The organism is Pseudomonas sp. 210_17 TE3656, assembly GCF_054821965.1.
The window spans coordinates 1,514,162-1,538,900 of the sequence record NZ_JBTRBC010000001.1; the positions used below are offsets into that span (position 1 = coordinate 1,514,162).

The window sequence follows — 24,739 nt, forward strand, 5'->3', positions numbered from 1 at the left end:
TCACACCCCGAACATTGCCTGCGCCGCCCCTATCCCCAACGGGCGTATGCTCAGTCACGCGACCAACAACAATACGCTTCGGCTCCCGCTTGCGGCGCCTGTGTGCTGATGCCTGCCCGTGCAGGCCGGCAAAGGCGTCCATGGAGCACTCGACTGTCAGGGATAATCGCATGACGACCAGCAGCACCTACTCCGAAACGGCCCAGGCCAGCCCCGGCAACTCGCCGGCACGGGTGGCCACCGCCAGCTTTATCGGCACCGCCATCGAGTTCTACGATTTCTACGTCTACGCCACCGCTGCCGCGCTGGTAATCGGCCCGGTGTTCTTCCCGCAGACCTCCGGCACCGCGCAGATGCTCTCGGCGTTCCTCACCTTCGGCATCGCCTTCCTCGCCCGCCCTCTGGGCTCTGCCCTGTTCGGCCATTTCGGTGACCGTATCGGGCGCAAATCGACCCTGGTCGCCTCGCTGCTGCTGATGGGCGTGTGTACCACGCTGATCGGTGTGCTGCCGGGCTATGACAGCATTGGCGCCTGGGCACCGATCCTGCTCTGCGTACTGCGCTTCGGCCAGGGCCTGGGTCTTGGTGGCGAATGGGGCGGCGCCGCGCTGCTGGCCACCGAGAACGCACCGAAAGGCAAACGGGCCTGGTTCGGCATGTTCCCGCAGCTGGGCCCCTCAATTGGTTTTCTGGCCGCCAATGGTCTGTTCCTGACCCTGGCGATGACCCTCACGGACGAGCAGTTCCGTAGCTGGGGCTGGCGGATTCCTTTCCTGCTCAGCGCGGCGCTGGTGATCGTTGGCCTGTATGTGCGCCTTAAACTCGAAGAAACGCCAATTTTCGCCAAGGCCGTGGCGCGTCACGAACGGGTGAAAATGCCGGTGATCGAACTCTTCTCGCACTACTGGATGCCGGTTTTGCTGGGGGCTTCGGCCATGGTGGTGTGTTACGCGCTGTTCTACATCTCCACGGTGTTCTCGCTCAGCTATGGCGTGTCGACCCTGGGTTACAGCCGCGAAACCTTCCTTGGCCTGCTGTGCTTTGCGGTGCTGTTCATGGCCCTGGCCACACCGCTATCAGCCTGGCTCAGCGATCGCTACGGGCGTAAACCGGTGCTGATTGTCGGCGCAGTGCTGGCGATTCTCTCGGGCTTTACCATGCAGCCGTTGCTGACCTCGGGCTCCACTGCCGGGGTGGCGCTGTTCCTGGCCATCGAGCTGTTCTTGATGGGCGTGACCTTCGCGCCGATGGGCGCGCTGCTGCCTGAGCTGTTTCCGACCCATGTGCGTTATACCGGCGCTTCGGCGGCATATAACCTGGGCGGTATCGTCGGGGCTTCGGCGGCGCCGTTCTTTGCCCAGAAGCTGGTGGCGATGGGTGGCTTGAGCTGGGTTGGCGGGTATGTGTCGGCGGCGGCTGTATTGAGCCTGATTGCCGTGTTGTGCCTGAAAGAGACCCGGCATTCGGAGCTTTAACAGCGAGGGCTTCAGGCAGCCCTATCGCCGGCAATGCCGGCTCCCACAGGATTCAGCAGGACTATTGTGGGAGCCAGCTTTGCTGGCGATGAGGCCCTCAAGGTTTAGAGTTCTACCTTGACCGCCTGAGAAGCCCGGGTCGCCTTGGCCCGCGCAGCCTCGATCGACTCATCACGCGCCAGGCACACGCCCATGCGACGCTGACCGTTGACTTCAGGCTTGCCGAACAGGCGAATGGCGGTATCCGGCTCGCTCAACGCGGCGCCAAGGTTGGCGAATGCCGTCTGCTGCGATTGACCCTCAACCAGAATCACCGCCGAGGCAGACGGACCGAACTGACGAATCAGCGGGATCGGCAGGCCAAGGATTGCCCGCGCATGCAGGGCGAACTGCGACAGGTCTTGAGAAATCAGGGTCACCAGACCGGTATCGTGCGGACGTGGCGACACTTCGCTGAACCACACCTGATCACCTTTGATGAACAGTTCGACCCCGAACAGACCACGACCGCCCAGCGCCTCAGTGACCGCCTTGGCCACCCGCTCGGATTCGGCCAAAGCCACCGGACTCATGGCTTGCGGCTGCCAGGACTCCTGGTAATCGCCCTTCTCCTGGCGATGACCAACCGGCGCGCAGAACGTAGTACCGCCGATGTGACGAACGGTCAGCAGGGTAATTTCGTAGTCGAAGTCGATGAAGCCTTCAATGATCACCCGACCCTTGCCGGCACGCCCGCCTTCCTGGGCATAGTCCCAGGCTTTCTGCACATCATCAGCGCTGCGCAGCAGGCTCTGGCCCTTGCCCGAGGAACTCATCACCGGTTTGACCACACACGGGAAACCCAGGTCTTCGACGGCGTTGCGGTAGTCCTCGAAGGTATCGGCAAAGTGGTAAGGCGAGGTTGGCAGATCCAGTTCTTCGGCCGCCAGACGGCGAATGCCTTCGCGGTTCATGGTCAGCTGCGTGGCACGTGCGGTCGGGACCACGTTGAAGCCTTCGTTTTCCAGCTCGACCAGGGTCGCGGTGGCAATGGCTTCGATTTCCGGCACGATGTAGTGCGGCTTCTCGGCCTCGATCACTGACCGCAGTGCTGCGCCATCGAGCATGTTGATGACATGGCTGCGATGGGCCACTTGCATGGCCGGGGCATTGGCGTAACGGTCCACGGCAATCACTTCAACGCCCAGGCGTTGCAGTTCAATCACCACTTCCTTGCCCAGCTCGCCACAGCCACAGAGCAGTACGCGGGTCGCGGTCGGCGACAATGGGGTTCCGATACGGGTCATTTCAGGTCCTCAGAGGGAAGGATTCCAGGACTGCCCGATGATCAGGCCAGTCCGGTGAAAAGGAGCGCCATTTTACATCAACCGGACCGCTGGGCCTCAGCCAGTGATGGCCGTCTTGCGCAGACGCCAGGCCATGATCAGCCACACCGCGGTGACCCCGGCGAATTTCGAGGCCAGGGCGGTGCCGGCCACAGCCGGGGTCAAGGCACCGATCATGCCGAAGAAGATGAAGGTGTCGATCGGGATGCTCAGCGCCGAGCTCAGCCACAGGCGGTCGTGCAACGGCCGCTTGGTAATGCTGAAGACCAGCCAGTCGATCAGTTCGGAGACCGCGAAGGCGCTGGCACTGGCCAGGGCAATGGCAGGCTCGGAGGTGACATAGGACAGCACCAGCGCGACCAGCATGGCGATAAGCGCACCGTGACCGTAGCGGGTCTGCACCATGTCCCGAAGGATAAACACCAGCCCGCCCCAGGCGGACCAGATGACGTCCAGGTGCGGGGCACTGGAGAAGGCGTAGTTGATCAGCACGACACTGCTGATGTAGGCAATCAGAAAAGGCATGGAATAGACCGCTGGGCAAGCCCTACAGGGTACTTGAGCAGCCGCCCGCGGCCAAGTGGCGGATCAGCATGGCGCGCCACTGACGCTAAAGATCAGCCCCGCCGCCACAGCCCGCTCGTGGCACAGCTTGAGCACCTGGCGACGTTCGCTGTTGTCCATTCGGCCCCAGCGGGTGATTTCCGCAGCGCTGCGCTGACAGCCGGTGCAGATGTCAGCCTCGTCCAGGGCACAGATTTGCACGCAGGGCGAGGCGACCGGACGCTCAGTACTACTCATCAATCCTCCTGCGGGGCCAGATCGCGGGCATAGCGCTCGGCGTTATGCACGTAATGCGCGGCACTGGCTTCAAGCATCTTCTTCTGCGCTTCGGTCAGTTCACGCACGACCTTGCCTGGCGAACCCATCACCAGCGAGCCGTCGGGAATTTCCTTGCCCTCTGGAATCAGCGCGTTGGCGCCAATGATGCAGTATTTGCCGATGCGCGCACCGTTGAGAATCACCGCGTTGATGCCGACCAGGCTGTAATCACCGACGCTGCAGCCATGCAACATGGCGTTGTGACCGATGGTCACGCCTTTACCCAGGGTCAGCGGCGCGCCCATGTCGGTATGCATCACCGTACCGTCCTGAACATTACTGTACTCACCGATGTCGATCAGTTCGTTGTCGCCGCGCAGTACCGCGCCGAACCAGACACTGGCCCCCGCCTGCAGGCGTACTTTACCGATCAGTGTGGCAGTGGGCGCCGCCCAACTGCGTGGATGGGTTTCGACCCGCAGGTCGCCCAGACGGTATTTCATGCGTGGTTCCTCACGGTGCGGCAGTGGCGGCGGGTGAACCCGCTCAAATTGGAATGAAGCGCTCAGGCGGCTTGTGCAGATTGATGTCGGCATCGTAAAGCAAGTTGACCAGTTCGACGATCATGATCGCCGACAACCCCCAGATCTTGTATTCACCAAAGCGGTAGCTGGGCACGTACCAGCTGCGCCCCTGGTAATCGATACGGTGGGTGTGATCGCGCGGGTCCTGGCGAAAGAACTCCAGCGGCACCGTGAACACGGCGGCGATTTCAGCATCATTGGCCTGGTACTCGACATAATCGGGGATCAGGCCGACGAAAGGCGTGACCTTCAGGCCATGCAACGAGATCAGCGGGCTCAAGGGGCCGATGATTTCCACCAGGCCTGGCGGCAGGCCGATTTCTTCTTCGGCCTCGCGCAGGGCGGTAAACACCAGATCGGGGTCATCCGGGTCGCGGCGCCCGCCGGGGAAAGCCACTTCGCCACCATGGGTCGACAAGCCCTTGGCGCGCAAGGTCAAGACCAGCTCAGGCTCTTCGCTGCGGGTAATTGGCAATAACACTGCGGCCTCGGGAAAACGACGATCGGTTTCCAGGGTGCCCGGCGTATGACTGCTCACGCGGCGAAGTAGCTCGTCCAGCATTGCTCTCTCTCGATTCCAAAGCATGACCTGCATGATGCACCAAAGCCGCGAGCCGCCCAAGCCCCGAGGTGAACCGGCTTGCAGCCGCGGCGAAAGTCGCGCCAAGATAAGCACAACCTATAGGAATAAAAGCATGAAATTCTGCAGCGCGTGCGGTAATCCGGTGATTCAGCGTATTCCCGAGGGCGATACCCGCCTGCGTTATGTCTGCGATCACTGCCATACCATCCATTACCAGAACCCCAATATCGTCGCCGGCGTGCTACCGATCTGGGGCAGTCAGGTGCTGTTGTGCCGCCGGGCCATCGAGCCACGCCGCGGCTACTGGACCCTGCCCGCCGGTTTCATGGAGAACGGTGAAACCCTGGAGCAGGCCGCCCGCCGCGAAACCGTCGAGGAAGCCTGCGCCCGCGTCGGGCAGATGAGCCTGTACCAGCTGTTCGACTTGCCGCATATCAACCAGGTGCATGTGTTCTTTCGCGCCGAACTTGCCGACCTGGACTTTGCCATCGGCGTCGAAAGCCTGGAAGTGCGGCTTTTCGATGAAAGTGACATCCCATGGGACGAGCTGGCTTTCCGCACCGTCAGTCGTACCCTAAAATGCTACTATCGTGACCGCATCGAGCAGTCCTACCCGATTGGCAGCGAATGCCTGTCGCCAATGCTCGCCTCGTCACCCAACACCTAGTTTTCAGGGATATCGTTTCATGCGCTGGTTGTTTGCCCTTTTCTGCCTCAGTGTGACATCGGTGTCCCAGGCAGCGTTTACCGAAACGATCGTGACCAAGCCGATCGAAAAGGTCGCGCCCTCGCCGCTCCAGCTCAAACCCGAGCATTCGGTGCTCATCGACAAAGTCCTGGTCCTCAAGTCGCAACGGCGCCTGCAACTGATCAGCGCCGGCGCGCCGCTGAAAACCTACCGCATCTCGCTGGGCAAGCAGCCCAAGGGGCCGAAGTTGCGTGAAGGCGACAAGCGCACCCCTGAGGGACTCTACTGGCTCGACTGGCGCAAAGAGAGTGACCGTTACAACCTGGCCATGCACGTGTCCTATCCGAACATCAGCGATTCGGCGCGGGCCCGGCGTGAAGGTGTAGAACCCGGCGGCATGATCATGATCCACGGCACGCCGCTGGACGAAGAATACCCTGAAGAATTCTTCCATACCCTGGACTGGACCGAAGGCTGCATCGCCATGACCAATCGCGACATGCGCGAAGTGTGGGATTTGGTACCTGACGGCACGATGATCGAAATTCGCCCCTGACCGTGGGAGCGGGCTTGCCCCGCGATGCGAAGTAGCTGACAGCCCGCTCCCACCGGGGACAGACACAAAAAAGCCGCGACCGATGCAGATCGGTCGCGGCTTTTTTACAGGCCTCAGAAGTCGGCGAGTTGCCAGACCTCATAAGCCGGTGTTTCGTAAGGATGGCTGAGCTTGAGCGCAGCGACCACCGGCTTGATCAGCTCGTCGGCCACCACCAGCTCTACCCGCCACTCTTCGACCTGTTCGACCACCCCGCTCTGCCCGATGAACGGCTGACTGCCGTCCAGCGGGCGGAACTGGCCCTGACCCAACACCTGCCAGGCACAGCAGTCATAGTCGCCGATGCGTCCGCCGCCAGCGGCGAACACAGCAGTCTTGACCACGTCCACATGGCTGGGCGGGACGAAGAAGGCGAGTTTGTACACCCTTAGTTCACCCAGGCGCGCGCGTTACGGAACATGCGCATCCATGCCGCGTCTTCGTTCCAGTCATCCGGACGCCAGGAGTTCTGCACGGCACGGAAGACCCGCTCAGGGTGCGGCATCATGATGGTGACGCGACCGTCGCGGCTGGTCAGGCCGGTGATCCCGCGCGGCGAACCGTTCGGGTTGGCCGGGTAGGTTTCGGTAACCTTGCCGTGGTTGTCGACAAAGCGCAGGGCCACGCAACCGGACAGATCGGCTTCGAGCAAGGCTTCTTCGCTGGCGAATTCGGCATGGCCTTCACCGTGCGCGATGGCGATCGGCATACGCGAGCCGGCCATGCCCTGCAGGAAGATCGAGTTCGACTCCTGGACCTGGACCATGGCCACACGGGCTTCGAACTGCTCGGAACGGTTACGCACGAAATGCGGCCAGAACTCGGTACCCGGAATCAGCTCGTGCAGGTTGGACATCATCTGGCAACCGTTGCACACACCCAGAGTGAAGCTGTCGGTACGCTCGAAGTACTGCTGGAACGCTTCGCGGGCACGGCTGTTGAACAGCGCCGACTTGGCCCAGCCTTCACCGGCACCGAGAACGTCGCCGTAGGAGAAGCCGCCGCAGGCGACCAGACCCTTGAACTCGTTCAGGTCGATGCGACCGGCGAGGATATCGCTCATGTGCACATCGATAGCGTTGAAACCGGCGCGATCGAAAGCAGCTGCCATCTCGACCTGGCCGTTGACGCCCTGTTCACGCAGTACCGCCACCTGAGGACGGATGCCCTTCTTGATGTACGGCGCGGCGATGTCCTGGTTGACGTCGAAGCTGAGCTTGACGCTCAGGCCCGGGTTGTCTTCTTCAAGCAGGCTGTCGAACTCCTGATCGGCGCAGTCGGCGTTGTCGCGCAGACGCTGGATCTGGTAGCTGGTTTCAGCCCATTGACGCTGCAGCTGACCACGCTCGCCCTTGAACAGCTCTTCGCCCATGTGGTGGATCAGCACTTCGCTGTTGTTGACCGGCTGACCGATCACTGCAACGCAGTCTTCACCGAGGCCGGCAGCGCTGAACTGGGCCAGCACATCCGGAGTGGCGTCCTGATGCACCTGAATCACCGCACCCAGTTCTTCGTTGAAGAGGATAGCGGCAATTTTTTCCCGCTTGCTGGTCAGGGTGTCCAGTTCCAGGCTCAAACCGCAATGGCCGGCGAAGGCCATTTCCAGCACGGTGGTCATCAGGCCGCCGTCGGAACGGTCGTGGTAAGCCAGCAGGTGGCCATCGGCGTTCAGGCCCTGGATCACTGCGAAGAAGGCTTTGAGGTCTTCGGCGTCGTCGACGTCCGGGGCCTGGCTGCCGAGCTTGCCGTGGGTCTGGGCGAGGATCGAGGCGCCCATACGGTTCTGGCCGCGGCCGAGGTCGATCAGGATCAGGTCGGTTTCGCCCTTGTCCATGCGCAGTTGCGGGGTCAGGGTCTTGCGGATGTCGGTGACCGGTGCAAAACCGGTGACGATCAGCGACAGCGGCGAGGTAACGGATTTCTCCGCACCCTCTTCGCTCCACTTGGTCTTCATCGACATGGAGTCCTTGCCCACCGGAATGGTCAGGCCCAGCTCAGGGCACAGCTCCATGCCGACGGCCTTGACGGTGTCGTACAGACGCGCGTCTTCACCCGGGTGACCGGCGGCGGACATCCAGTTGGCCGACAGTTTGATGTCGGAGAGCTTTTCAATGCGCGAGGCAGCCATGTTGGTCAGCGTCTCGCCGATCGCCATGCGCCCCGAGGCCGGAGCATCGAGCAGAGCCAGCGGTGTACGCTCGCCCATGGCCATGGCTTCACCGGTGTAAACATCGAAGCTGGTGGCGGTGACGGCAACGTCAGCCACTGGCACCTGCCACGGGCCGACCATCTGGTCGCGGGCAACCAGGCCGGTAATGGTGCGGTCGCCGATGGTGATCAGGAAGCTCTTGCTAGCCACGGCCGGGTGACGCAGCACGCGCTCGACCGAATCGTTCAGCTCAAGGCCGGACGGGTCGAAATCATCGCCCTGCTCGGCTTCACGGGTAACCGAACGGTGCATGCGCGGCGGTTTGCCCAGCAGCACTTCCAGCGGCATGTCTACCGGGCTGTTGCCGAAGTGGCTGTCGGTGACAGTCAGGTGCGGCTCTGCGGTGGCTTCGCCGACCACGGCGAACGGGCAGCGCTCGCGCTCGCAGATGGCCTGGAAGCGCTCGAAATCGGCGGCATCGACGGCCAGGACATAACGTTCCTGGGATTCGTTGCTCCAGATTTCGTGCGGGGCCATGCCCGGCTCGTCGTTAGGTACGTTACGCAGCTCGAAACGACCACCGCGGCCACCATCGTTGACCAGCTCCGGGAAGGCGTTGGAAATGCCGCCCGCGCCGACGTCGTGGATGAAGGCGATCGGGTTGTTGTCGCCCAACTGCCAGCAGCGGTCGATGACCTCCTGGCAGCGGCGTTCCATTTCCGGGTTTTCACGCTGTACCGAGGCGAAGTCCAGGTCGGCAGAGCTGGCACCAGTGGCAACCGAGGAAGCCGCACCACCGCCCAGGCCGATCAGCATGGCCGGGCCACCGAGGACGATCAGCTTGGCGCCGACGGTGATCTCGCCTTTTTGGACGTGATCTTCGCGGATGTTGCCCATACCGCCAGCGAGCATGATCGGCTTGTGGTAACCGCGCACTTCTTCGCCGTGCGGGGTGCTGACCGACTGCTCGAAGGTACGGAAGTAGCCAGTCAGGGCCGGACGGCCGAATTCGTTGTTGAACGCCGCGCCACCCAGCGGGCCTTCAATCATGATGTCCAGCGCGGTGACGATGCGCTCAGGCTTGCCGTAGGCCTTCTCCCAAGGCTGTTCAAAGCCCGGGATCTGCAGGTTGGAAACGGTGAAACCGGTCAGGCCGGCTTTTGGCTTGGCACCACGACCGGTGGCGCCTTCATCGCGGATTTCGCCGCCGGAACCGGTGGACGCGCCGGAGAATGGCGAGATGGCGGTCGGGTGGTTGTGGGTCTCGACCTTCATCAGGATGTGCACCGGCTCCTGCACCGCGCCGTACTGGCGGGTCTCAGGGTTCGGGAAGAAGCGGCCGGCGACGTTACCGACGATCACCGAGGCGTTGTCCTTGTAAGCGGACAGCACACCTTCGCTGTGCATCTGGTAGGTGTTCTTGATCATGCCGAACAGGCTTTTTTCCTGGCTTTCGCCGTCGATATCCCAACTGGCGTTGAAAATCTTGTGACGGCAGTGCTCGGAGTTGGCCTGGGCGAACATCATCAGCTCGATGTCGTTCGGGTTGCGTTTCAGACCCTGGAAGCTGGTGACCAGGTAGTCGATCTCGTCTTCGGCCAGAGCCAGGCCCAGATCGATGTTGGCCTGGGCCAGCGCCGCGCGGCCACCGCCGAGGATGTCCACGGAGGTCATCGGCTTGGGCTGGGCGTGGCTGAACAGGCCGGCGGCCTCTTCCAGCTTGCTCAGGACAATCTGGGTCATGCGGTCGTGCAGGACCTGGGCGACCAGCGCAGCGTCGGCCTCGCTCAGCTCACCGGCGACGTAGTAGGCGATACCGCGTTCCAGGCGCTGGACGTTCTCCAGGCCGCAGTTATGGGCGATGTCGCTGGCCTTGCTCGACCAGGGCGAGATGGTGCCGAAGCGCGGCAGGACCAGGAACAGGCGACCGCTCGGCTCCTGTACCGGTACGCTCGGGCCGTACTTGAGCAAGCGCGCGAGCACTTGCTGTTGGTCGGCAGTCAGATCGCCGTCAACCTCGGCGAAATGAGCGAATTCAGCGTACAAACCACTAACAGCGGGGACTTTCTGGCTCAATTGCTCGAGTAATTTACCGTGGCGAAAGGCAGAAAGGGCAGGAGCGCCGCGCAGGATCAACATCGTCGGGACAGCCTCAGGAAGGGGGTGTGCTTAGAGGCCGTGCATTCTAGCCTAAATCCGTCGCTTCCGGCACCCGCAACACAGCATTCTGACGCGGCCGCGTGTCGGCGAAACAAACCGGACTCAGGGGTCAAAAAAATGACCTGTCCGCGCGCCCTCCCCGGCCTAGCGCAAAGCGCGTTAGCAGACAAGCAAACCGTTGTCGAGATATGGCGGGACCGGTCCTTTGCGTATACTGCAACCTATGTTTGCCCAAACCGCTTTGCGCCAGCGTTGCGCCAGATGGCTCATCGCAACCGGACTCTTCCTGATGCTCGGTGCCTGTGTTGAAAAACCCAGCACCCTGGAGCGCGTCAAGGAGGATGGTGTGCTGCGCGTGATCACCCGCAACAGCCCGGCCACTTACTTCGAGGACCGCAACGGTGAAACTGGCTTCGAATACGAGCTGGTCAAGCGTTTTGCCGATGACCTCGGGGTCGAACTGAAAATCGAAACCGCCGACAACCTCGACGAGCTGTACGACCAGCTCGGCAAACCATCGGGGCCGGTAGTGGCGGCGGCCGGCCTGGTCAGCAGCGAGCGGCGCAAGTCACAGGTACGCTTCTCCCATCCGTACCTGGAAGTCACCCCGCAGATTATCTACCGCAACGGTCGCTCGCGGCCGACCGATGCCAAAGACCTGGTCGGCAAGAAGATCATGGTGCTCAAGGGCAGCACCCATGCCGAACAGCTGGCAGAACTGAAAAAGCAGTATCCGGCACTCGAATACGAAGAGTCTGACGCTGTAGAGGTGGTTGACCTACTGCGCATGGTCGATGAAGGTCAGATCGATCTGACCCTGGTCGATTCCAATGAGCTGGCGATGAACCAGGTCTATTTTCCCAACGTGCGGGTCGCGTTCGACCTCGGTGATTCGCGTGACCAGCGCTGGGCGGTGGCGGCCGGGGATGACAACAGCCTGCTCAACGAGATCAACGAATTTCTCGACAAGGTGCAGAAGAACGGCACCTTGCAACGCCTGAAAGACCGTTATTACGGGCATGTCGATGTGCTTGGCTACGTCGGCGCCTACACCTTCGCCCAACACCTGCAGCAACGCTTGCCGCGCTATGAGAAACACTTCAAGGCGTCGGCCAAGAAAGAGCAGGTCGACTGGCGCCTGCTGGCCGCCATCGGCTACCAGGAATCCATGTGGCAGGCGGAAGTCACCTCCAAGACCGGCGTGCGCGGCCTGATGATGCTGACCCAGCGCACCGCCCAGGCCATGGGTGTGTCCAATCGGCTGGACCCGGTGCAGAGCATTCGTGGCGGGGCCAAGTACTTCATGCACGTGAAGGAACAACTGGACGACTCGATCAAGGAGCCGGACCGCACCTGGTTTGCTTTGGCGGCCTACAACGTCGGCGGCGGTCACCTGGACGATGCGCGAAAACTGGCCAAACGCGAGGGGTTGAACCCGAACAAATGGCTGGATGTGAAGAAAATGCTGCCGCGCCTGTCGCAGAAACAGTGGTACAGCAAAACCCGCTACGGTTATGCCCGCGGCGGCGAACCAGTGCACTTTGTGGCCAACATCCGCCGTTACTACGACATCCTCACCTGGGTGACACAGCCACAGCTGGAGGGCAGCCAGGTGGCCGAAGGCAGCCTGCACGTGCCGGGTGTCGACAAGACCAAGCCGCCTGAGCCCTCGCCGCCGCTCTGAAATGCATCGCGGGGCAAGCCCGCTCCCACCAGATCTCTGTGGGAGCGGGCTTGCCCCGCGATCAAATCACCACTCAGGCCTTGGCCCGACGCGCTTTGAAGAACTCGGACAAAATCGTCCCGCACTCCTCCGCCAGCACTCCACCTTCGAACAACACCCGATGGTTGAGAAAGCCCTGGGTGAAAAACTGCCCCTGGCTCTGCACAATGCCCGCCTTGGGCTCCAACGCGCCGTACACCACCCGCGCAATGCGCGAATGAACGATCAGCCCGGCGCACATGCTGCAGGGCTCCAGCGTCACATACAGGGTGCTGCCGGGCAGTCGGTAGTTGCTCGCGGCCTGGGCGGCGGCGCGGATGGCGACCATTTCGGCGTGGGCACTGGGATCACTGCCGCTGATCGGGCAGTTGAAGCCCCGGCCAATGACCTGACCATGCTGCACCAGCACCGCGCCCACCGGCACCTCGCCCATGGCCGCACCTTGCGCCGCCAGCTCCAGGGCCTGACGCATGAACTCCTGGTCGCGGCTGCGATCGATGATTTGCGGCTGACGCATCAGGCGACCTCGATGGCGGCCATCAGGCCGGTTTCCATATGGTCGATCACATGGCAATGGAACATCCAGGTGCCCGGGTTATCGGCGACCAACGCCACCTGGGCACTCTCGTTCTTGCCCAGCAGGTAAGTATCGGTGAAGTACTGTTCCGGAAACTTGTGGCGGTTCGAGCTGAGCACCTTGAAACTCATGCCATGCAAATGGATCGGGTGCTGGTACTGAGTCATGTTCTTGAGCTCGAAGATATAGCTCTTGCCCTTTTGCAAGGTGGCGATCGGCCGCTCGGCACAGGTCTTGTCGGTGATGTCCCAGGCCTGGCCATTGATCTGCCACAGGCTAGGCGGCTTGCCGTTCTCGGTGTTGACCGAAACCGAGCCCACCCACTCGAAATTGAAGTTGAGCTTCTCGGCATTGGCCAGGTCCGGCTCGGCAATCGGGTTGGCCGGCAACGCCGGTGGCCAGTCGCCGGGCACCTCACTGCTGGCCACCGAACGCAAGGTGCCCAAGCGCACCGAGCCATCGCGCAACGACAGCTCTTCGCCGGCAGGCGGCATCTTGATTGCCAGGCAGATACGCATGCCCGGGCCGAGCCAGTAATCCTTGCCCAGCGGCCGCGGGGTGATCGGGTTGCCATCGAGGGCGTAGACCTTGGCCTCAAAGTTACCCTTGAGGTTGATCCGGTAGGTCAGGGTGTTGTCCAGGTTGAGCAGGCGCACCCGCACGATCTGCCCTTCGGGCATGTCGACGACGGCGTTGGCCTGGCCATTGATGGTGATCAAACGCCCGGCAGTCCCCCCACGGGCGGCTTCACGCGGGATGCTGAACGGCAGGTAGGCGCCCTGCTCGTCCACATGCCAGTTTTTCAGGCTCAGTGTGCGCTCATGCTTGAAGCCGGTGGGCTCGCGCTCCTCGACGATCAGCGGCCCGACCAGGCCTTTGCCGAGCTCTTCGGAGCTGTTCACATGCGGGTGATACCAGAAGCTGCCAGCATCCGGGACGCGGAACTTGTAATCGAAATACTCGCCCGGCAATACCGGCAGCTGCGAGACGTAAGGCACACCGTCCATTTCCAGCGGCAGGCGGATGCCATGCCAGTGAATGGTGGTGGCTACCGGCAGGTGGTTGATGAAACGCACACGCAGCCACTCACCCTGACGCACCCGCAACTCGGTGCCCGGCGCGGAGGGGCCGAAAGCCCAGGCCTCGGTCTTGTGGCCGGAAACCAGCTCGACATCCAGCGGCGCGGCAATCAACTCGTAGTCATGCCCGGCGTTCGGGTCGCTGCGCCCCAGCCAGTAACGGGATGCGCCACCGGCACCCAGGCCGATTGCCACCAGGCCGGTCAGGCCACCGAGTATTTGTCGCCGGGTAAAGGACATGCAGCAGGTACCTCGTAATGCCAGGAACAACATGCCGGCACCTTGCCAGGCACCAACGATGAAGGGCGAATACGATACACCTGCAATTGCGAAAGATTAAGTGAAGTGTTGCCGCAGGCAAACGCCGACAAAAAAAGGGCGCCTGAGCGCCCTTCTTCATCACGCCCGGCTGGGCGCACTCACGTTCTGGTCGTTGTGCAACTTCCACGCATCGGCAAACGGCGCCGTGCCTTTGTCATAGGGTTTGAACAGGACCATGTAGACCAGGCCGATACCAATCACCACCGCCGACGTCAGCAAGATGCCGTAGTTGCTGTACCAGGGGGCATCCGGCGTACGCGGCCAGGACATGTTGGTGATCGCCAGCAAGCCATAGACCAGCGCCAGGATGTTCACGATCCAGCCCCAGCCGCCCAGGGTGAACTGACCTGCCGGCCTCCAGCCGCGCAGCCGGGCGAACAGCGCCCCGCCGACAATCATCTGGAAGGCCATATAAATGCCGATGGCGGCGAAGCTGACAATGATCGCAATGGCGTTTTCCAGGTAGAACCCGGCACAGACGATCGCAGCCGGGATCAGACCGCAGGTGATCAATGCCGCCGTGGGCACCCGGGTATTGGGCGACAGACGCTTGAGCACACTGCTGCCCATGACCATTTCGTCGCGGGCAAAGGAGTACAGCAAACGGCTGGCCGCCGCCTGCAAGCTCAGCACGCAGGACACGAAGGACACGGTGATGACCGCCGTGACAATCTTCCAACCGGTCGGCCCGAAGGCATTGGCCATGATGGTCGACATCGGGTCCTTGTCTTCGCCGGACAGCACCTTGGCAATGTCCGGAACCGCGAGGATCAAGGCCAATGCGGCGAAAATCGCGGCACCACCACCGATGTAGATGGTCATGCGCATGGCTTTGGGAATGCGCTTGCTCGGGTTTGGCGTCTCTTCCGCCACATCACCGCACGCTTCGAAGCCGTAATAGAGGAACATGCCGGCCAGCGAAGCGGTCAGGAACGCCGGCCAGTAACTGCCGTCGATACTGATATCAAAGGTATTGAACAGCACCGAAAACGGCTGATGACGCTCGAAGATCAGCAGGTAGCCACCGATCACAATCGCTCCCAGCAGCTCGCAGATGAAACCGAACATCGCGACCTTGGCCAGCAACTTGGTCCCGCTCAGGTTCAACAGGGTTGCCAGCACGGTCAGGGCCAGCGCGACGAATGTATTGGTCACCGGGCTCGGTTCGAAGCCGAGCATCGCCGCGATGTAGGGACCGGCACCGAGCGCAACCGCAGCAATGGTCACGCACAGCGACACGGAGTAGATCCAGCCGACCATCCACGCCCAGCGCTTGCCCACCAGACGGCGGGCCCACGGATAGACGCCGCCGGAAATCGGAAACTGCGAAACCACTTCGCAGAAAATCAGGCACACCAGCATCTGCCCGAAACCGACCAGCAAGTACGACCAGATCATCGGCGGCCCGCCTGCCGCCAGGCACAGGCCGAACAGCGTATAAACGCCCACGACCGGCGAAAGGTAGGTGAAGCCCAGCGCAAAGTTTTCCCACAGGCTCATGCTTCTTTCGAAATTCGACGTATAGCCAAGCGCCTTGAGCTGGGCTGCATCGCGGTCCACCGCAGTGAGTTCGGAACTGTTCATGCTGTTATCCTGAGGACATTGTCCTGTCGGCAGTTATTGTTTTTGTTTGCAGACTTACAACTTGATCCAGGTCGCTTTCAGTTCAGTGTACTTGTCGAACGCATGCAGCGACTTGTCGCGGCCGTTGCCCGATTGCTTGAAGCCACCGAACGGTGCGGTCATGTCGCCGCCATCGTATTGGTTGATCCACACGCTACCGGCTCGCAGCGCTTTGGCGGTCAGGTGCGCCTTGGAGATATCGGCGGTCCATACGGCAGCGGCCAGACCATACGGCGTGTCGTTGGCGATGTTGATGGCTTCTTCGACGCTGTCGAAGGTGATCACCGACAGCACGGGGCCAAAGATTTCTTCCTGAGCGATCTTCATGGCATTGCTGACGCCATCGAAAATGGTCGGCTCGACATAAGTGCCACCGGTTTCCTGCAGGGTGCGCTTGCCACCCACCAGCAGCGTGGCGCCGTCATTGCGACCGGACTCGATGTAGGACAGCACGGTGTTCATCTGCTGGTTATCGACCAGAGCACCGACATTGGTTTCCGGGTCCAGCGGGTTGCCGGGCTTCCAGGCCTTCAGCGCCTCGACCACCAGCGGCAGGAATTTGTCCTTGATCGAACGCTCCACCAGCAGGCGCGAGCCTGCGGTGCAAACCTCACCCTGGTTGAAGGCAATGGCGCCAGCCGCCGATTCGGCTGCAGCCTGCAGGTCGGCAGCATCGGCGAAGACAATGTTCGGGCTCTTGCCACCGGCTTCCAGCCAGACGCGCTTCATGTTCGACTCACCGGCGTAGACCAGCAGCTGCTTGGCGATCCTGGTCGAGCCGGTGAACACCAGAGTATCGACGTCCATGTGCAGGGCCAGGGCCTTGCCGACCGTGTGGCCATAGCCTGGCAGCACGTTGAGGACGCCAGCCGGGATACCGGCGTCGATCGCCAGCTGGGCGATACGGATGGCGGTCAGTGGCGATTTCTCTGACGGCTTGAGGATCACCGAGTTACCGGTCGACAGCGCCGGGCCGAGTTTCCAGCAGGCCATCATCAGCGGGAAGTTCCACGGCACGATAGCGGCAACCACACCCACCGGCTCGCGGGTCACCAGACCGAGCTGGTCATGCGCGGTGGCCGCCACTTCGTCGTAGATCTTGTCGATGGCTTCGCCGCTCCAGCTCAGCGCTTGCGCAGCACCTGGCACGTCGACGGCCAGCGAGTCACTGATCGGCTTGCCCATGTCCAGGGTTTCCAGCAGCGCCAGTTCGTCGGCATGGGCTTCGAGCAAGGCGCCAAAACGGATCATGACCTGCTTTCTGTCTGCCGGCGCCATGCGCGACCAGACGCCGGAATCAAAGGTGGCGCGGGCCACTTCAACGGCGCGATCAGCATCTGCCGCCGAGCAACTGGCGACCTTGGTCAGCAGCCGGCCATCGATCGGACTCAGACAATCGAAGGTTTCCCGTTCGATGGCGTGGGTATAGTCCCCACCGATAAACGCACGCCCTTCAATCTTCAGGGCCTGTGCGCGAGCTTCCCAAGTGCTAAGCGTTGGATTCGTCATGACGGTGCCGTTCCTCTGTGTCGATGCCAGTGCCTGTCAACGCTCCCGTGGCTGCGGAAACCAGGCTTTTTATTAAACATATGAAACCGTATCTTATGTTCGAAGAACTGCCAATCCGCGTGTCGTTTTTATCTAAAAGCGACCTGCTTTCGGATATTCCACGCTTGAAATGGGCTTTTCTGTTGCGCACCAAGCGGCAGATGGCTAAAAGAAATCTAGTTTCATATTTTTACGGCGACCCGGATGACTGAACCGAATAAAGTGAACCGCCTGTCTTTGCTACAGGTGAGCCAGGAAGGCAAACCCGAGGAGGTAGCTCGTCGGCTGATCGAGGTCATTGACCTGGGCCTGATTGGCGAGGGCGAGCAATTGCCCAGCGAAAGCGAGCTGGCGAGCCGTTTCGGCGTGGCCACCGTTACCTTGCGCGATGCCCTGGCAATCCTGCGTCAGCGCGGCGTTGTCGCAACCAGGCGCGGCAGAAATGGCGGCAGCTTCGTCTGCGCCCCCGTGGAGGTCTCCGACGACTTTCTCAAGGCCAGGTTGAGCGCCATGAGCTCGCTGGCACTTCGCGACCTCTGCGACGAACAGATCGCGATTTCCGCCACCGCCGCGGGCCTGGCGGCTAGCCGCGCCTCCAGTGTCCAGCACCAACGACTGGAGCATTTCGTCAGCGCACTGCAGGACGCCACGGCGCGCAGCGAGCTGCGCCGGGCCGATGCCCGTTTCCACATCGAGGTTGCCGTCGCCGCCCAATCGGTGCGCCTGACCCATGCAGAAATGCGCCTGCAAGCCGAAATTGGCGAGCTGCACTGGATCTGCACCGACGAAGCACAGAAAAACACCGCCATCGCCGAGCACCGGGCCATACTCCAGGCAGTGATTGCCGGCGAATCCAACCTGGCCAGCGCGCTGACCGAAGCCCATATCAAAGAAGGCATCAAGCGCCTGATGGATTTGCGTTTCCAGTTGCTTGGGCAGCAAGAGAGCAGGTTGTCATGACCACGACAGAACAGAACGACGAGCTTCAGCAGTGCACCCAGCGCCTGGAAGCGGTTTTCAGCAAGGTATTCGAACAACTCGAAACGCTGGCCGAACAGGTGGTGACGGTGTGGGACGCACTGGCTGTCGAAGGCAGAAAACCGACCTCCAAAGACCTGGCGTTCCTGCAGGCGACCATCGAAGAGCGGCTGTCAAGCAACGACACCTACATCCACGGCACTGGCGTGGTGCTGGAGCCGGGCGAGCTGGCCGATCAAGAGCTGTTCCTCGAATGGTTCTACCGCCCCGCCAGCGGCAAAATCGCGCCGATGATGCTTAACTTCAATCGCCAAAGCGAAAGCTTCTACAACTACCAGGGCATGCCCTGGTTCACCCGGCCGAAGCTTACGCTGCAGGCATCGGTCGAAGGCCCCTTCGTGGACCTCTACGGCACCGAACTCTACATACTGGCGTTCTCGTTGCCGATCCTCGCCGGCGGGCGTTTTGTCGGCGTTGCCGCGGCGGATATAGCCATGCATGAATTCGATCAACTGCTCACCCGCTGCCTGCTGCGCATGCAGAACGAGGCATTCATCATCAACGGCGAAGGCCGTATCGTCGCAGCCAACTCCACCAATTGGTTCGTCGGCAACATGGCCAGCCGCCCTGCCGCCGCCAAGGTACACAAGCTCAAACCGCTATCGATCGACTGGTCACTGGTTGAGCTGCCGACGCCGCGATAGGCCGTTGCATCCTTAGGCAAAACTGATTTCCGTCTTTCCAACAACAGCAACAATCGAAGAGGAAATACCATGCACCGGATATCACTTCGCCTTGCCAGCATCCTGGTCTTCCTGTTGTTTGCCCAGTTCTCGGTGGCAGCGGACAAAGACAAGACGCTGGAGGTCATCAACGCCTACATGAGCGCCTGGAACAAACACGACCCCGATGCCGCGGCACAGTATTTTGCCGAGAACGGAGAATTTCTCGACGCGTCCGTAGGGGTGCCCAAAGTCGGTCGGGAAGCCGCCAGGGTCGAAGTCATCAAGCTGTTTATCGATGCAGTGCCTGACCTGAAATGGCAGATGGTTGGCCAACCAATTGTCGACGGCGACAACATCGCCTTCGAGTGGCAGTTCGACGGGCACAACACCGGTGCCTGGGCGCCTGAGACGCCAGCGACCAACAAGCCGTTGTCGTTCAAGGGTGTCAGTTTCGTCAAGCTGAAGGACGGCAAGATCGCGTCGCAGCACGACTACTATGATGCGTTGTCGTTCAACAAGCAGCTGGGTTGGTAATTTCGGTTGGCACCTTGAAGCCCACCATTACGTGGGCTTCAAGGTGTTGCTTGCGGCCTAGTGAACAAAAAGCAGCTTCGTATATTTCTCAGAGACTTTCCCGCTGCGCTCGCCGTCCACACCGTAATAGCGATCCTCACGGCACAAGCGCTCTTTGACGTCGCAGAAAATGCCATTGGCAAAGGTGAACTGGGTCGGGTCGAAGTCGCCTTGTGAAAACAGCTTGGTCGCGGCTTTCTTGCCAAGATGTTTCTCGGTCAATTCGCGGGAAACGCCGCTCTTACCGTCGACACACAGGTAACGGTCGCACAGCACGCCCGGCTCAGGCGAATTGAGGGCAACCTTCTGCTGCGCCTGTGCAGGCATTACGGATGCGGCAAGCAGCATGGCCAGAGAGAACGGAATAAATTTCGGGTTCAATCGGATAACCCCGTTTAAGTGAGTGAGCGCGCCAACACGCCTGACAATGACCGTCAGTTGCGATGGAATGTTCCCGTCGCATGGGATCGCGCCAGGCTGGAGATGAAAAAAAGCCCGCAGTTAAGCGGGCTTCTGGGTGTTTCTTGCTACTTGGTGCTGGTCAGTACCAGGCGCCCAATCATTCCCACTCGATCGTTGCTGGCGGCTTGCTCGACACGTCGTAAGTAACGCGCGAGATGCCTTCGATCTCGTTGATGATCCGGCCGCTGACAGTCTCCAGCAGCTCGTAAGGCAGATGCGCCCAACGTGCGGTCATGAAGTCGATGGTTTCTACCGCACGCAGGGCCACGACCCAGGCGTAACGACGGCCGTCACCGACCACACCCACCGATTTCACCGGCTGGAACACTACGAATGCCTGGCTGACCTTGTGGTACCAGTCGGCCTTGCGCAGTTCTTCGATGAAGATATGGTCGGCACGACGCAGCAGGTCGGCGTATTCCTTCTTCACTTCACCGAGGATGCGCACACCCAGACCCGGGCCCGGGAACGGGTGACGGTAGACCATGTCGTACGGCAGGCCGAGCTCCAGACCGAGGCGACGGACCTCGTCCTTGAACAGCTCGCGCAGCGGCTCGACCAGTTTGAGGTTCATCTCTTCCGGCAAACCACCCACGTTGTGGTGCGACTTGATCACGTGGGCCTTGCCGCTCTTGGCGCCAGCCGACTCGATCACGTCAGGGTAGATGGTGCCCTGGGCCAGGTACTTGATGTTCTCAAGCTTGTTCGACTCGGCATCGAACACGTCAATGAAGGTACGGCCGATGATCTTGCGCTTCTTCTCAGGGTCCGCTTCGCCAGCCAGGTTGTTCAGGAACTGATCTTCGGCATTGGCGCGAATCACCTTGACGCCCATGTTCTCGGCGAACATGGCCATCACTTGCTCACCTTCGTGCAGACGCAGCAGGCCGTTGTCGACGAAGACGCAGGTCAACTGGTCGCCGATGGCCTTATGCAGCAGGGCCGCAACCACCGAGGAGTCGACGCCGCCGGACAGGCCGAGCAGGACGTTGTCGGTACCGACCTGGGCACGCACCTGGGCAATCGCGTCTTCGGCGATTTTCGACGGCGTCCACAGGGCTTCGCAGCCGCAAACGTCGAGGATGAAGCGCGAGAGGATGCGACCGCCCTGCTTGGTGTGGGTCACTTCCGGGTGGAACTGCACGCCGTAGTAGCCGCGGGTGTCGTCGGCCATGCCGGCGATCGGGCAGCTCGGGGTGCTGGCGAGGATGTGGAATTCTTCCGGGATGCGGGTGACCTTGTCACCGTGGCTCATCCATACGTCCAGGCCGAGTACGCCGTCAGCATCGACGTGGTCTTCGATACCATCGAGCAGGCGGCTCTTGCCGACTACATCAACGCGGGCATAACCGAATTCGCGCAGCTCGGAACCTTCAACCTTGCCGCCCAGTTGCTCGGCCATGGTCTGCATGCCGTAGCAGATGCCGAATACCGGCACACCCAGGTCCCAGACGGCCTGTGGCGCGCGCGGGCTGTTGGCTTCATGCACGGACTCGGGGCCGCCGGCCAGGATGATACCGCGCGGAGCGAATTCGCGAATCGCTTCGTCGTCCATGTCGAACGGGTGCAGTTCGCAGTACACGCCGATTTCGCGCACGCGGCGGGCGATCAGCTGGGTGTACTGGGAACCGAAGTCGAGGATCAGGATGCGGTGAGCGTGAATGTCGAGGGCCATGACTCAATCTCGTCAGTGGTAATCGGAAACGACGCGGGGCTGTCGATAACAGCCCCGCTTGCAAGTGTTGCCAGAAGCATCAACCTACGCGGTAGTTTGGCGCTTCTTTGGTGATCTGTACGTCATGCACATGGGACTCGGCCATGCCGGCACCGGTGATACGCACGAACTCAGGCTTGGTGCGCATCTCTTCGATGTTGGCGCTGCCGGTGTAACCCATCGAGGAACGCAGGCCACCCATCAGCTGGTGGATGATCGCGGTCAGGGTGCCCTTGTACGGCACGCGACCTTCGATACCTTCCGGAACCAGCTTCTCGGCACCGGCCGAGGAGTCCTGGAAGTAGCGGTCCGAGGAGCCCTGGGCCTGGGACATAGCGCCCAGCGAGCCCATGCCGCGGTAAGCCTTGTAGGAACGACCCTGGAACAGTTCGATCTCGCCGGGTGCCTCTTCGGTACCGGCGAACATCGAGCCCATCATCACCGCCGAAGCACCGGCCACGATGGCCTTGGACAGGTCACCGGAGAAGCGGATGCCACCGTCGGCGATCAACGGGATACCGGTGCCTTCGAGGGCGGCGGCGACATTGGCGATGGCGCTGATCTGCGGCACGCCGACACCGGCGACGATACGGGTGGTGCAGATCGAGCCAGGGCCGATACCGACCTTGACCGCGTCAGCGCCGGCTTCGGCCAGGGCCTTGGCAGCAGCGCCGGTAGCGATGTTGCCACCGATGACCTGAACCTGCGGGAAGTTCTCTTTGACCCAGCGAACGCGATCGATCACGCCTTTGGAGTGACCGTGAGCGGTGTCGACCACTACCACGTCAACGCCGGCAGCAACCAGTGCGGAAACGCGATCACCGGTGTCTTTGCCAGTACCGACCGCAGCACCAACGCGCAGACGACCCTGGTCGTCCTTGCTGGCCAGCGGGTAGGCCTTGGCTTTTTCGATGTCGTTGACGGTCATCATGCCTTTGAGGGCGAATTTGTCGTCGACGATCAGCACGCGCTCGATGCGGTGTTTGTGCAGCAGTTCGCGCGCTTCATTCTTGTCGGCGCCTTCCATGACCGTGACCAGGCGCTCTTTAGGCGTCATCACTTCACGGACAGTGGCATCCAGACGGTTTTCGAAGCGGATGTCGCGAGAGGTAACGATGCCGACCAGGTCGCCATCGTGCAGCACCGGAACGCCGGAGATGTTGTTCAGGCGGGTCAGGTCGAGCAGATCACGTACCGTGGCATCAGCCTCGATGGTGATCGGGTCCTTGACCACGCCGGCCTCGAACTTCTTGACTTTGCGCACTTCGGCAGCTTGCTGCTCGATGGTCATGTTCTTGTGGATGATGCCGATGCCGCCTTCCTGGGCCATGGCAATGGCCAGACGGGCTTCGGTCACGGTATCCATGGCGGCGGAAACCAACGGAATATTCAGCTCGATGCCACGGGTCAAACGGGTCTTGAGACTGACTTCATTGGGTAGCACCTCTGAATAACCAGGCACTAGGAGAATGTCGTCGAAGGTCAGGGCTTCTTGGCTGATACGCAGCATCGCGGGGGCTCCCGGGCGGGAAAAATGGAAGCGCGCCATTATACTCATCCAGAGCCCTTCACTCAATGCAAAGATCGGTCCTTCGGTCAGTTACCGCTGCGCTTTACCTGCACCACGGCCACCGGCTGATCCAGCCAGTCGGCAAAGTCATCGAGAAAAGCCTGCTTGAATCCCGCTGCGCCCCAGTTATTGAAGATGAAACCCAGGTTGGAAAACGCACAGGATTGCAGGAACAGGAAGCCGTTGATGTCGTCTTCATGGCCGCACAGCGGGCAAATGAAATTGTCGGTCTGCCCGGGCATCCACTCCTCCAGGCTTTCAAACAGCGCCACGCCCACCTCGCGGCGGCATTCGGCGCAGCCCGCCTCTTCGAGAAAATCGTCGAGGGGTGTGTAGATGCAACGCTTTGTAATCACTTCCAGGCCATTGATCGCCTGCCCGAATGGCAGCAGCTCGGGGCGCTCGACGACTTTGCGCGCACCTTCGGCGATGGCGTAAGCCATACGGTTGCCGGTGCTGCCGCAGGTGCTCAGTTGTTCCTCGATGATCTTCTCGCGCACCAGCCAGCGCAGGATTGCCCGCGCGCGCGGCTCATGCACAGGAACAGTGGAGATTTTCGGGACAATGATGCTCTGGGTAATCATGACGGCAGCCAAACATGCTCAAAGCTGCCAGTTTACCGCACTCAGGTAGCGACCGATCAGGGCAATGCCGCTGGCCAGCACCAGCCAGGTGACCAGACGCACGAAGGCGTCCCGCGACATGTTCAGGGTCAGGCGCCGGCCCAGGTACAGCCCGATCAGCATCATCGGCAGCAAGCACAGCGCCAGCAGCAATAACGGCAGGTCGGCATACACCCCGGCAATCAGGAACAGGCTCAGGCGCACCACGGTACTGCAGCTGATCAGCGCGCTTTGGGTCGCCCGCGCCTGCTCCTTGGAGGGCAGCCGGGCGTTGAGATAGATGGCATAGAGAAAGCCACCGCTACCGAACAGGGCACCGAACAAACCGCCCACGGTTCCCATCGGTACCGACCAGGAGGCCGAGAGCTGTGCCGGCCTGATCTTCACCGCCAGGCTATACAAGGCATAGGCACTGATAAACAGGCCCATCAGCAGCAACAACAAGTCGGACTTGAGGTTGAGCAGAAACACCACACCGAGAGTGCAGCCCAGCGCCATACACGGCAGCAGGCGGAGCAATTCCGCGCGGGCCACCGCCTTGCGCGCCGGCAGCCAGTTGCCGAAAGCGGCGACAAAATCCAGCAACACCAGCAACGGGATGATCCGCGACAACGGCATGAAGTTGATCAGCACCGGCCCGGCCACCAGTGCCGTGCCGAAGCCGGCGATGCCGAAGACTATATAGGCAGCGCCGACGCCGAGCAGGATCGGCAGCCAGTCGAAAGAGGTGAAAGGTATTTGAGCGAACAGAGTCGAGAGCATGGCGGTCGCCAACAGTGAATGTGTGGAAACTTTAGCCAGCGCCAAGCCATGCCGACTAATATGCAATTACGCCACTAGCC

Annotated in this window: 24 protein-coding genes; 8 read left to right on the plus strand and 16 right to left on the minus strand. The window is 61.3% G+C overall.

Annotation, left to right across the window (positions count from 1 at the left end; translation table 11 throughout):
• The first annotated feature begins 170 nt into the window (after positions 1-170).
• Complete coding sequence (locus tag ACVI9W_RS07165) at positions 171-1,475, plus strand: MFS transporter (RefSeq protein ID WP_038614172.1); 1,305 nt, start codon at positions 171-173, stop codon at positions 1,473-1,475.
• Positions 1,476-1,579: 104 nt separating this feature from the next.
• Here ACVI9W_RS07165 and purT read toward each other — a convergent pair whose 3' ends face one another.
• From purT to ACVI9W_RS07190, 5 genes are all read right to left on the minus strand, one after another.
• The gene (purT, locus tag ACVI9W_RS07170; RefSeq protein WP_461529602.1) at positions 1,580-2,761 is read right to left on the minus strand and encodes a formate-dependent phosphoribosylglycinamide formyltransferase; all 1,182 of its coding nucleotides are present in this window, start codon (positions 2,759-2,761) and stop codon (positions 1,580-1,582) included.
• 96 nt (positions 2,762-2,857) lie between these two features.
• Positions 2,858-3,325, minus strand: coding sequence for a preQ0 transporter (locus tag ACVI9W_RS07175; RefSeq protein WP_461529603.1), 468 nt, complete (start codon positions 3,323-3,325; stop codon positions 2,858-2,860).
• A 63-nt stretch (positions 3,326-3,388) separates the two neighbouring features.
• The gene (locus tag ACVI9W_RS07180; protein WP_038614178.1) at positions 3,389-3,601 is read right to left on the minus strand and encodes a DUF1289 domain-containing protein; all 213 of its coding nucleotides are present in this window, start codon (positions 3,599-3,601) and stop codon (positions 3,389-3,391) included.
• Complete coding sequence (locus tag ACVI9W_RS07185; protein ID WP_461529604.1) at positions 3,601-4,125, minus strand: gamma carbonic anhydrase family protein; 525 nt, start codon at positions 4,123-4,125, stop codon at positions 3,601-3,603. The genes ACVI9W_RS07180 and ACVI9W_RS07185 overlap by 1 nt, the downstream gene beginning before the upstream one ends.
• Before the next feature lie 43 nt (positions 4,126-4,168).
• Positions 4,169-4,768 (minus strand): CoA pyrophosphatase, encoded by a 600-nt coding sequence (locus ACVI9W_RS07190; protein WP_157193865.1) that lies wholly within the window; start codon positions 4,766-4,768, stop codon positions 4,169-4,171.
• Positions 4,769-4,901: 133 nt separating this feature from the next.
• Here ACVI9W_RS07190 and ACVI9W_RS07195 point away from each other — a divergent pair, with 133 nt between their 5' ends.
• Together ACVI9W_RS07195 and ACVI9W_RS07200 are read left to right on the plus strand one after the other, a co-directional pair.
• Positions 4,902-5,456, plus strand: coding sequence for an NUDIX hydrolase (locus ACVI9W_RS07195; RefSeq protein WP_461529605.1), 555 nt, complete (start codon positions 4,902-4,904; stop codon positions 5,454-5,456).
• A 19-nt stretch (positions 5,457-5,475) separates the two neighbouring features.
• Positions 5,476-6,033 carry a L,D-transpeptidase family protein gene (locus ACVI9W_RS07200; protein ID WP_461529606.1) on the plus strand — a complete coding sequence of 186 codons (558 nt, stop codon included), beginning with the start codon at positions 5,476-5,478 and terminating at the stop codon, positions 6,031-6,033.
• Positions 6,034-6,146: 113 nt separating this feature from the next.
• Here the strand turns inward: ACVI9W_RS07200 and ACVI9W_RS07205 are convergent, their stop codons facing one another.
• Together ACVI9W_RS07205 and purL are read right to left on the minus strand one after the other, a co-directional pair.
• Entirely contained in the window at positions 6,147-6,458 is a 312-nt protein-coding gene (locus ACVI9W_RS07205; RefSeq protein ID WP_157193871.1) for a YqfO family protein, read from the minus strand.
• 2 nt (positions 6,459-6,460) lie between these two features.
• Positions 6,461-10,360: a phosphoribosylformylglycinamidine synthase gene (gene purL / locus ACVI9W_RS07210; protein ID WP_461529607.1), complete on the minus strand. Its 3,900-nt coding sequence runs from the start codon at positions 10,358-10,360 to the stop codon at positions 6,461-6,463.
• A 244-nt stretch (positions 10,361-10,604) separates the two neighbouring features.
• On the opposite strand from purL, the gene mltF reads away from it, so the two are divergent.
• A complete protein-coding gene (gene mltF, locus ACVI9W_RS07215) occupies positions 10,605-12,065 on the plus strand; it encodes a membrane-bound lytic murein transglycosylase MltF (RefSeq protein ID WP_038614195.1) in 1,461 nt (486 codons plus the stop codon).
• Positions 12,066-12,138: 73 nt separating this feature from the next.
• On the opposite strand, the gene tadA is transcribed toward mltF, so the two are convergent.
• The 4 genes from tadA to ACVI9W_RS07235 all read right to left on the minus strand — a co-directional run bounded on the left by tadA (position 12,139) and on the right by ACVI9W_RS07235 (position 17,213).
• A complete protein-coding gene (gene tadA / locus ACVI9W_RS07220) occupies positions 12,139-12,621 on the minus strand; it encodes a tRNA adenosine(34) deaminase TadA (RefSeq protein ID WP_038614197.1) in 483 nt (160 codons plus the stop codon).
• Positions 12,621-14,000 carry a multicopper oxidase family protein gene (locus tag ACVI9W_RS07225; RefSeq protein ID WP_422420536.1) on the minus strand — a complete coding sequence of 460 codons (1,380 nt, stop codon included), beginning with the start codon at positions 13,998-14,000 and terminating at the stop codon, positions 12,621-12,623. The genes tadA and ACVI9W_RS07225 overlap by 1 nt, the downstream gene beginning before the upstream one ends.
• A gap of 159 nt (positions 14,001-14,159) precedes the next feature.
• Entirely contained in the window at positions 14,160-15,665 is a 1,506-nt protein-coding gene (locus ACVI9W_RS07230) for an APC family permease (RefSeq protein WP_461529608.1), read from the minus strand.
• A 54-nt stretch (positions 15,666-15,719) separates the two neighbouring features.
• Positions 15,720-17,213 carry an aldehyde dehydrogenase gene (locus ACVI9W_RS07235; RefSeq protein ID WP_461529609.1) on the minus strand — a complete coding sequence of 498 codons (1,494 nt, stop codon included), beginning with the start codon at positions 17,211-17,213 and terminating at the stop codon, positions 15,720-15,722.
• A gap of 95 nt (positions 17,214-17,308) precedes the next feature.
• Here ACVI9W_RS07235 and ACVI9W_RS07240 point away from each other — a divergent pair, with 95 nt between their 5' ends.
• The 4 genes from ACVI9W_RS07240 to ACVI9W_RS07255 all read left to right on the plus strand — a co-directional run bounded on the left by ACVI9W_RS07240 (position 17,309) and on the right by ACVI9W_RS07255 (position 19,489).
• Positions 17,309-17,464, plus strand: coding sequence for a hypothetical protein (locus ACVI9W_RS07240; protein WP_461529610.1), 156 nt, complete (start codon positions 17,309-17,311; stop codon positions 17,462-17,464).
• On the plus strand, positions 17,457-18,212 hold the full coding sequence (locus ACVI9W_RS07245; protein WP_461529611.1) for a FadR/GntR family transcriptional regulator: 756 nt from the start codon (positions 17,457-17,459) through the stop codon (positions 18,210-18,212). The genes ACVI9W_RS07240 and ACVI9W_RS07245 overlap by 8 nt, the downstream gene beginning before the upstream one ends.
• Positions 18,209-18,934, plus strand: a complete 726-nt coding sequence (locus tag ACVI9W_RS07250; protein ID WP_461529612.1) for a cache domain-containing protein — start codon at positions 18,209-18,211, stop codon at positions 18,932-18,934. Before ACVI9W_RS07245 ends, ACVI9W_RS07250 begins: the two co-directional genes overlap by 4 nt.
• A gap of 69 nt (positions 18,935-19,003) precedes the next feature.
• Positions 19,004-19,489: an ester cyclase gene (locus ACVI9W_RS07255; protein WP_461529613.1), complete on the plus strand. Its 486-nt coding sequence runs from the start codon at positions 19,004-19,006 to the stop codon at positions 19,487-19,489.
• Positions 19,490-19,546: 57 nt separating this feature from the next.
• Here ACVI9W_RS07255 and ACVI9W_RS07260 read toward each other — a convergent pair whose 3' ends face one another.
• The 5 genes from ACVI9W_RS07260 to ACVI9W_RS07280 all read right to left on the minus strand — a co-directional run bounded on the left by ACVI9W_RS07260 (position 19,547) and on the right by ACVI9W_RS07280 (position 24,659).
• Positions 19,547-19,909, minus strand: a complete 363-nt coding sequence (locus ACVI9W_RS07260) for a YcgJ family protein (protein ID WP_461529614.1) — start codon at positions 19,907-19,909, stop codon at positions 19,547-19,549.
• Between the two features lie 178 nt (positions 19,910-20,087).
• Positions 20,088-21,665: a glutamine-hydrolyzing GMP synthase gene (guaA, locus tag ACVI9W_RS07265; RefSeq protein WP_461529615.1), complete on the minus strand. Its 1,578-nt coding sequence runs from the start codon at positions 21,663-21,665 to the stop codon at positions 20,088-20,090.
• 79 nt (positions 21,666-21,744) lie between these two features.
• Positions 21,745-23,214 carry an IMP dehydrogenase gene (gene guaB, locus ACVI9W_RS07270; protein WP_461529616.1) on the minus strand — a complete coding sequence of 490 codons (1,470 nt, stop codon included), beginning with the start codon at positions 23,212-23,214 and terminating at the stop codon, positions 21,745-21,747.
• 86 nt (positions 23,215-23,300) lie between these two features.
• Entirely contained in the window at positions 23,301-23,858 is a 558-nt protein-coding gene (locus ACVI9W_RS07275) for a sugar ABC transporter ATPase (RefSeq protein WP_461529617.1), read from the minus strand.
• Between the two features lie 18 nt (positions 23,859-23,876).
• Positions 23,877-24,659, minus strand: coding sequence for a TSUP family transporter (locus ACVI9W_RS07280; protein ID WP_422420552.1), 783 nt, complete (start codon positions 24,657-24,659; stop codon positions 23,877-23,879).
• Positions 24,660-24,739 lie beyond the last annotated feature (80 nt).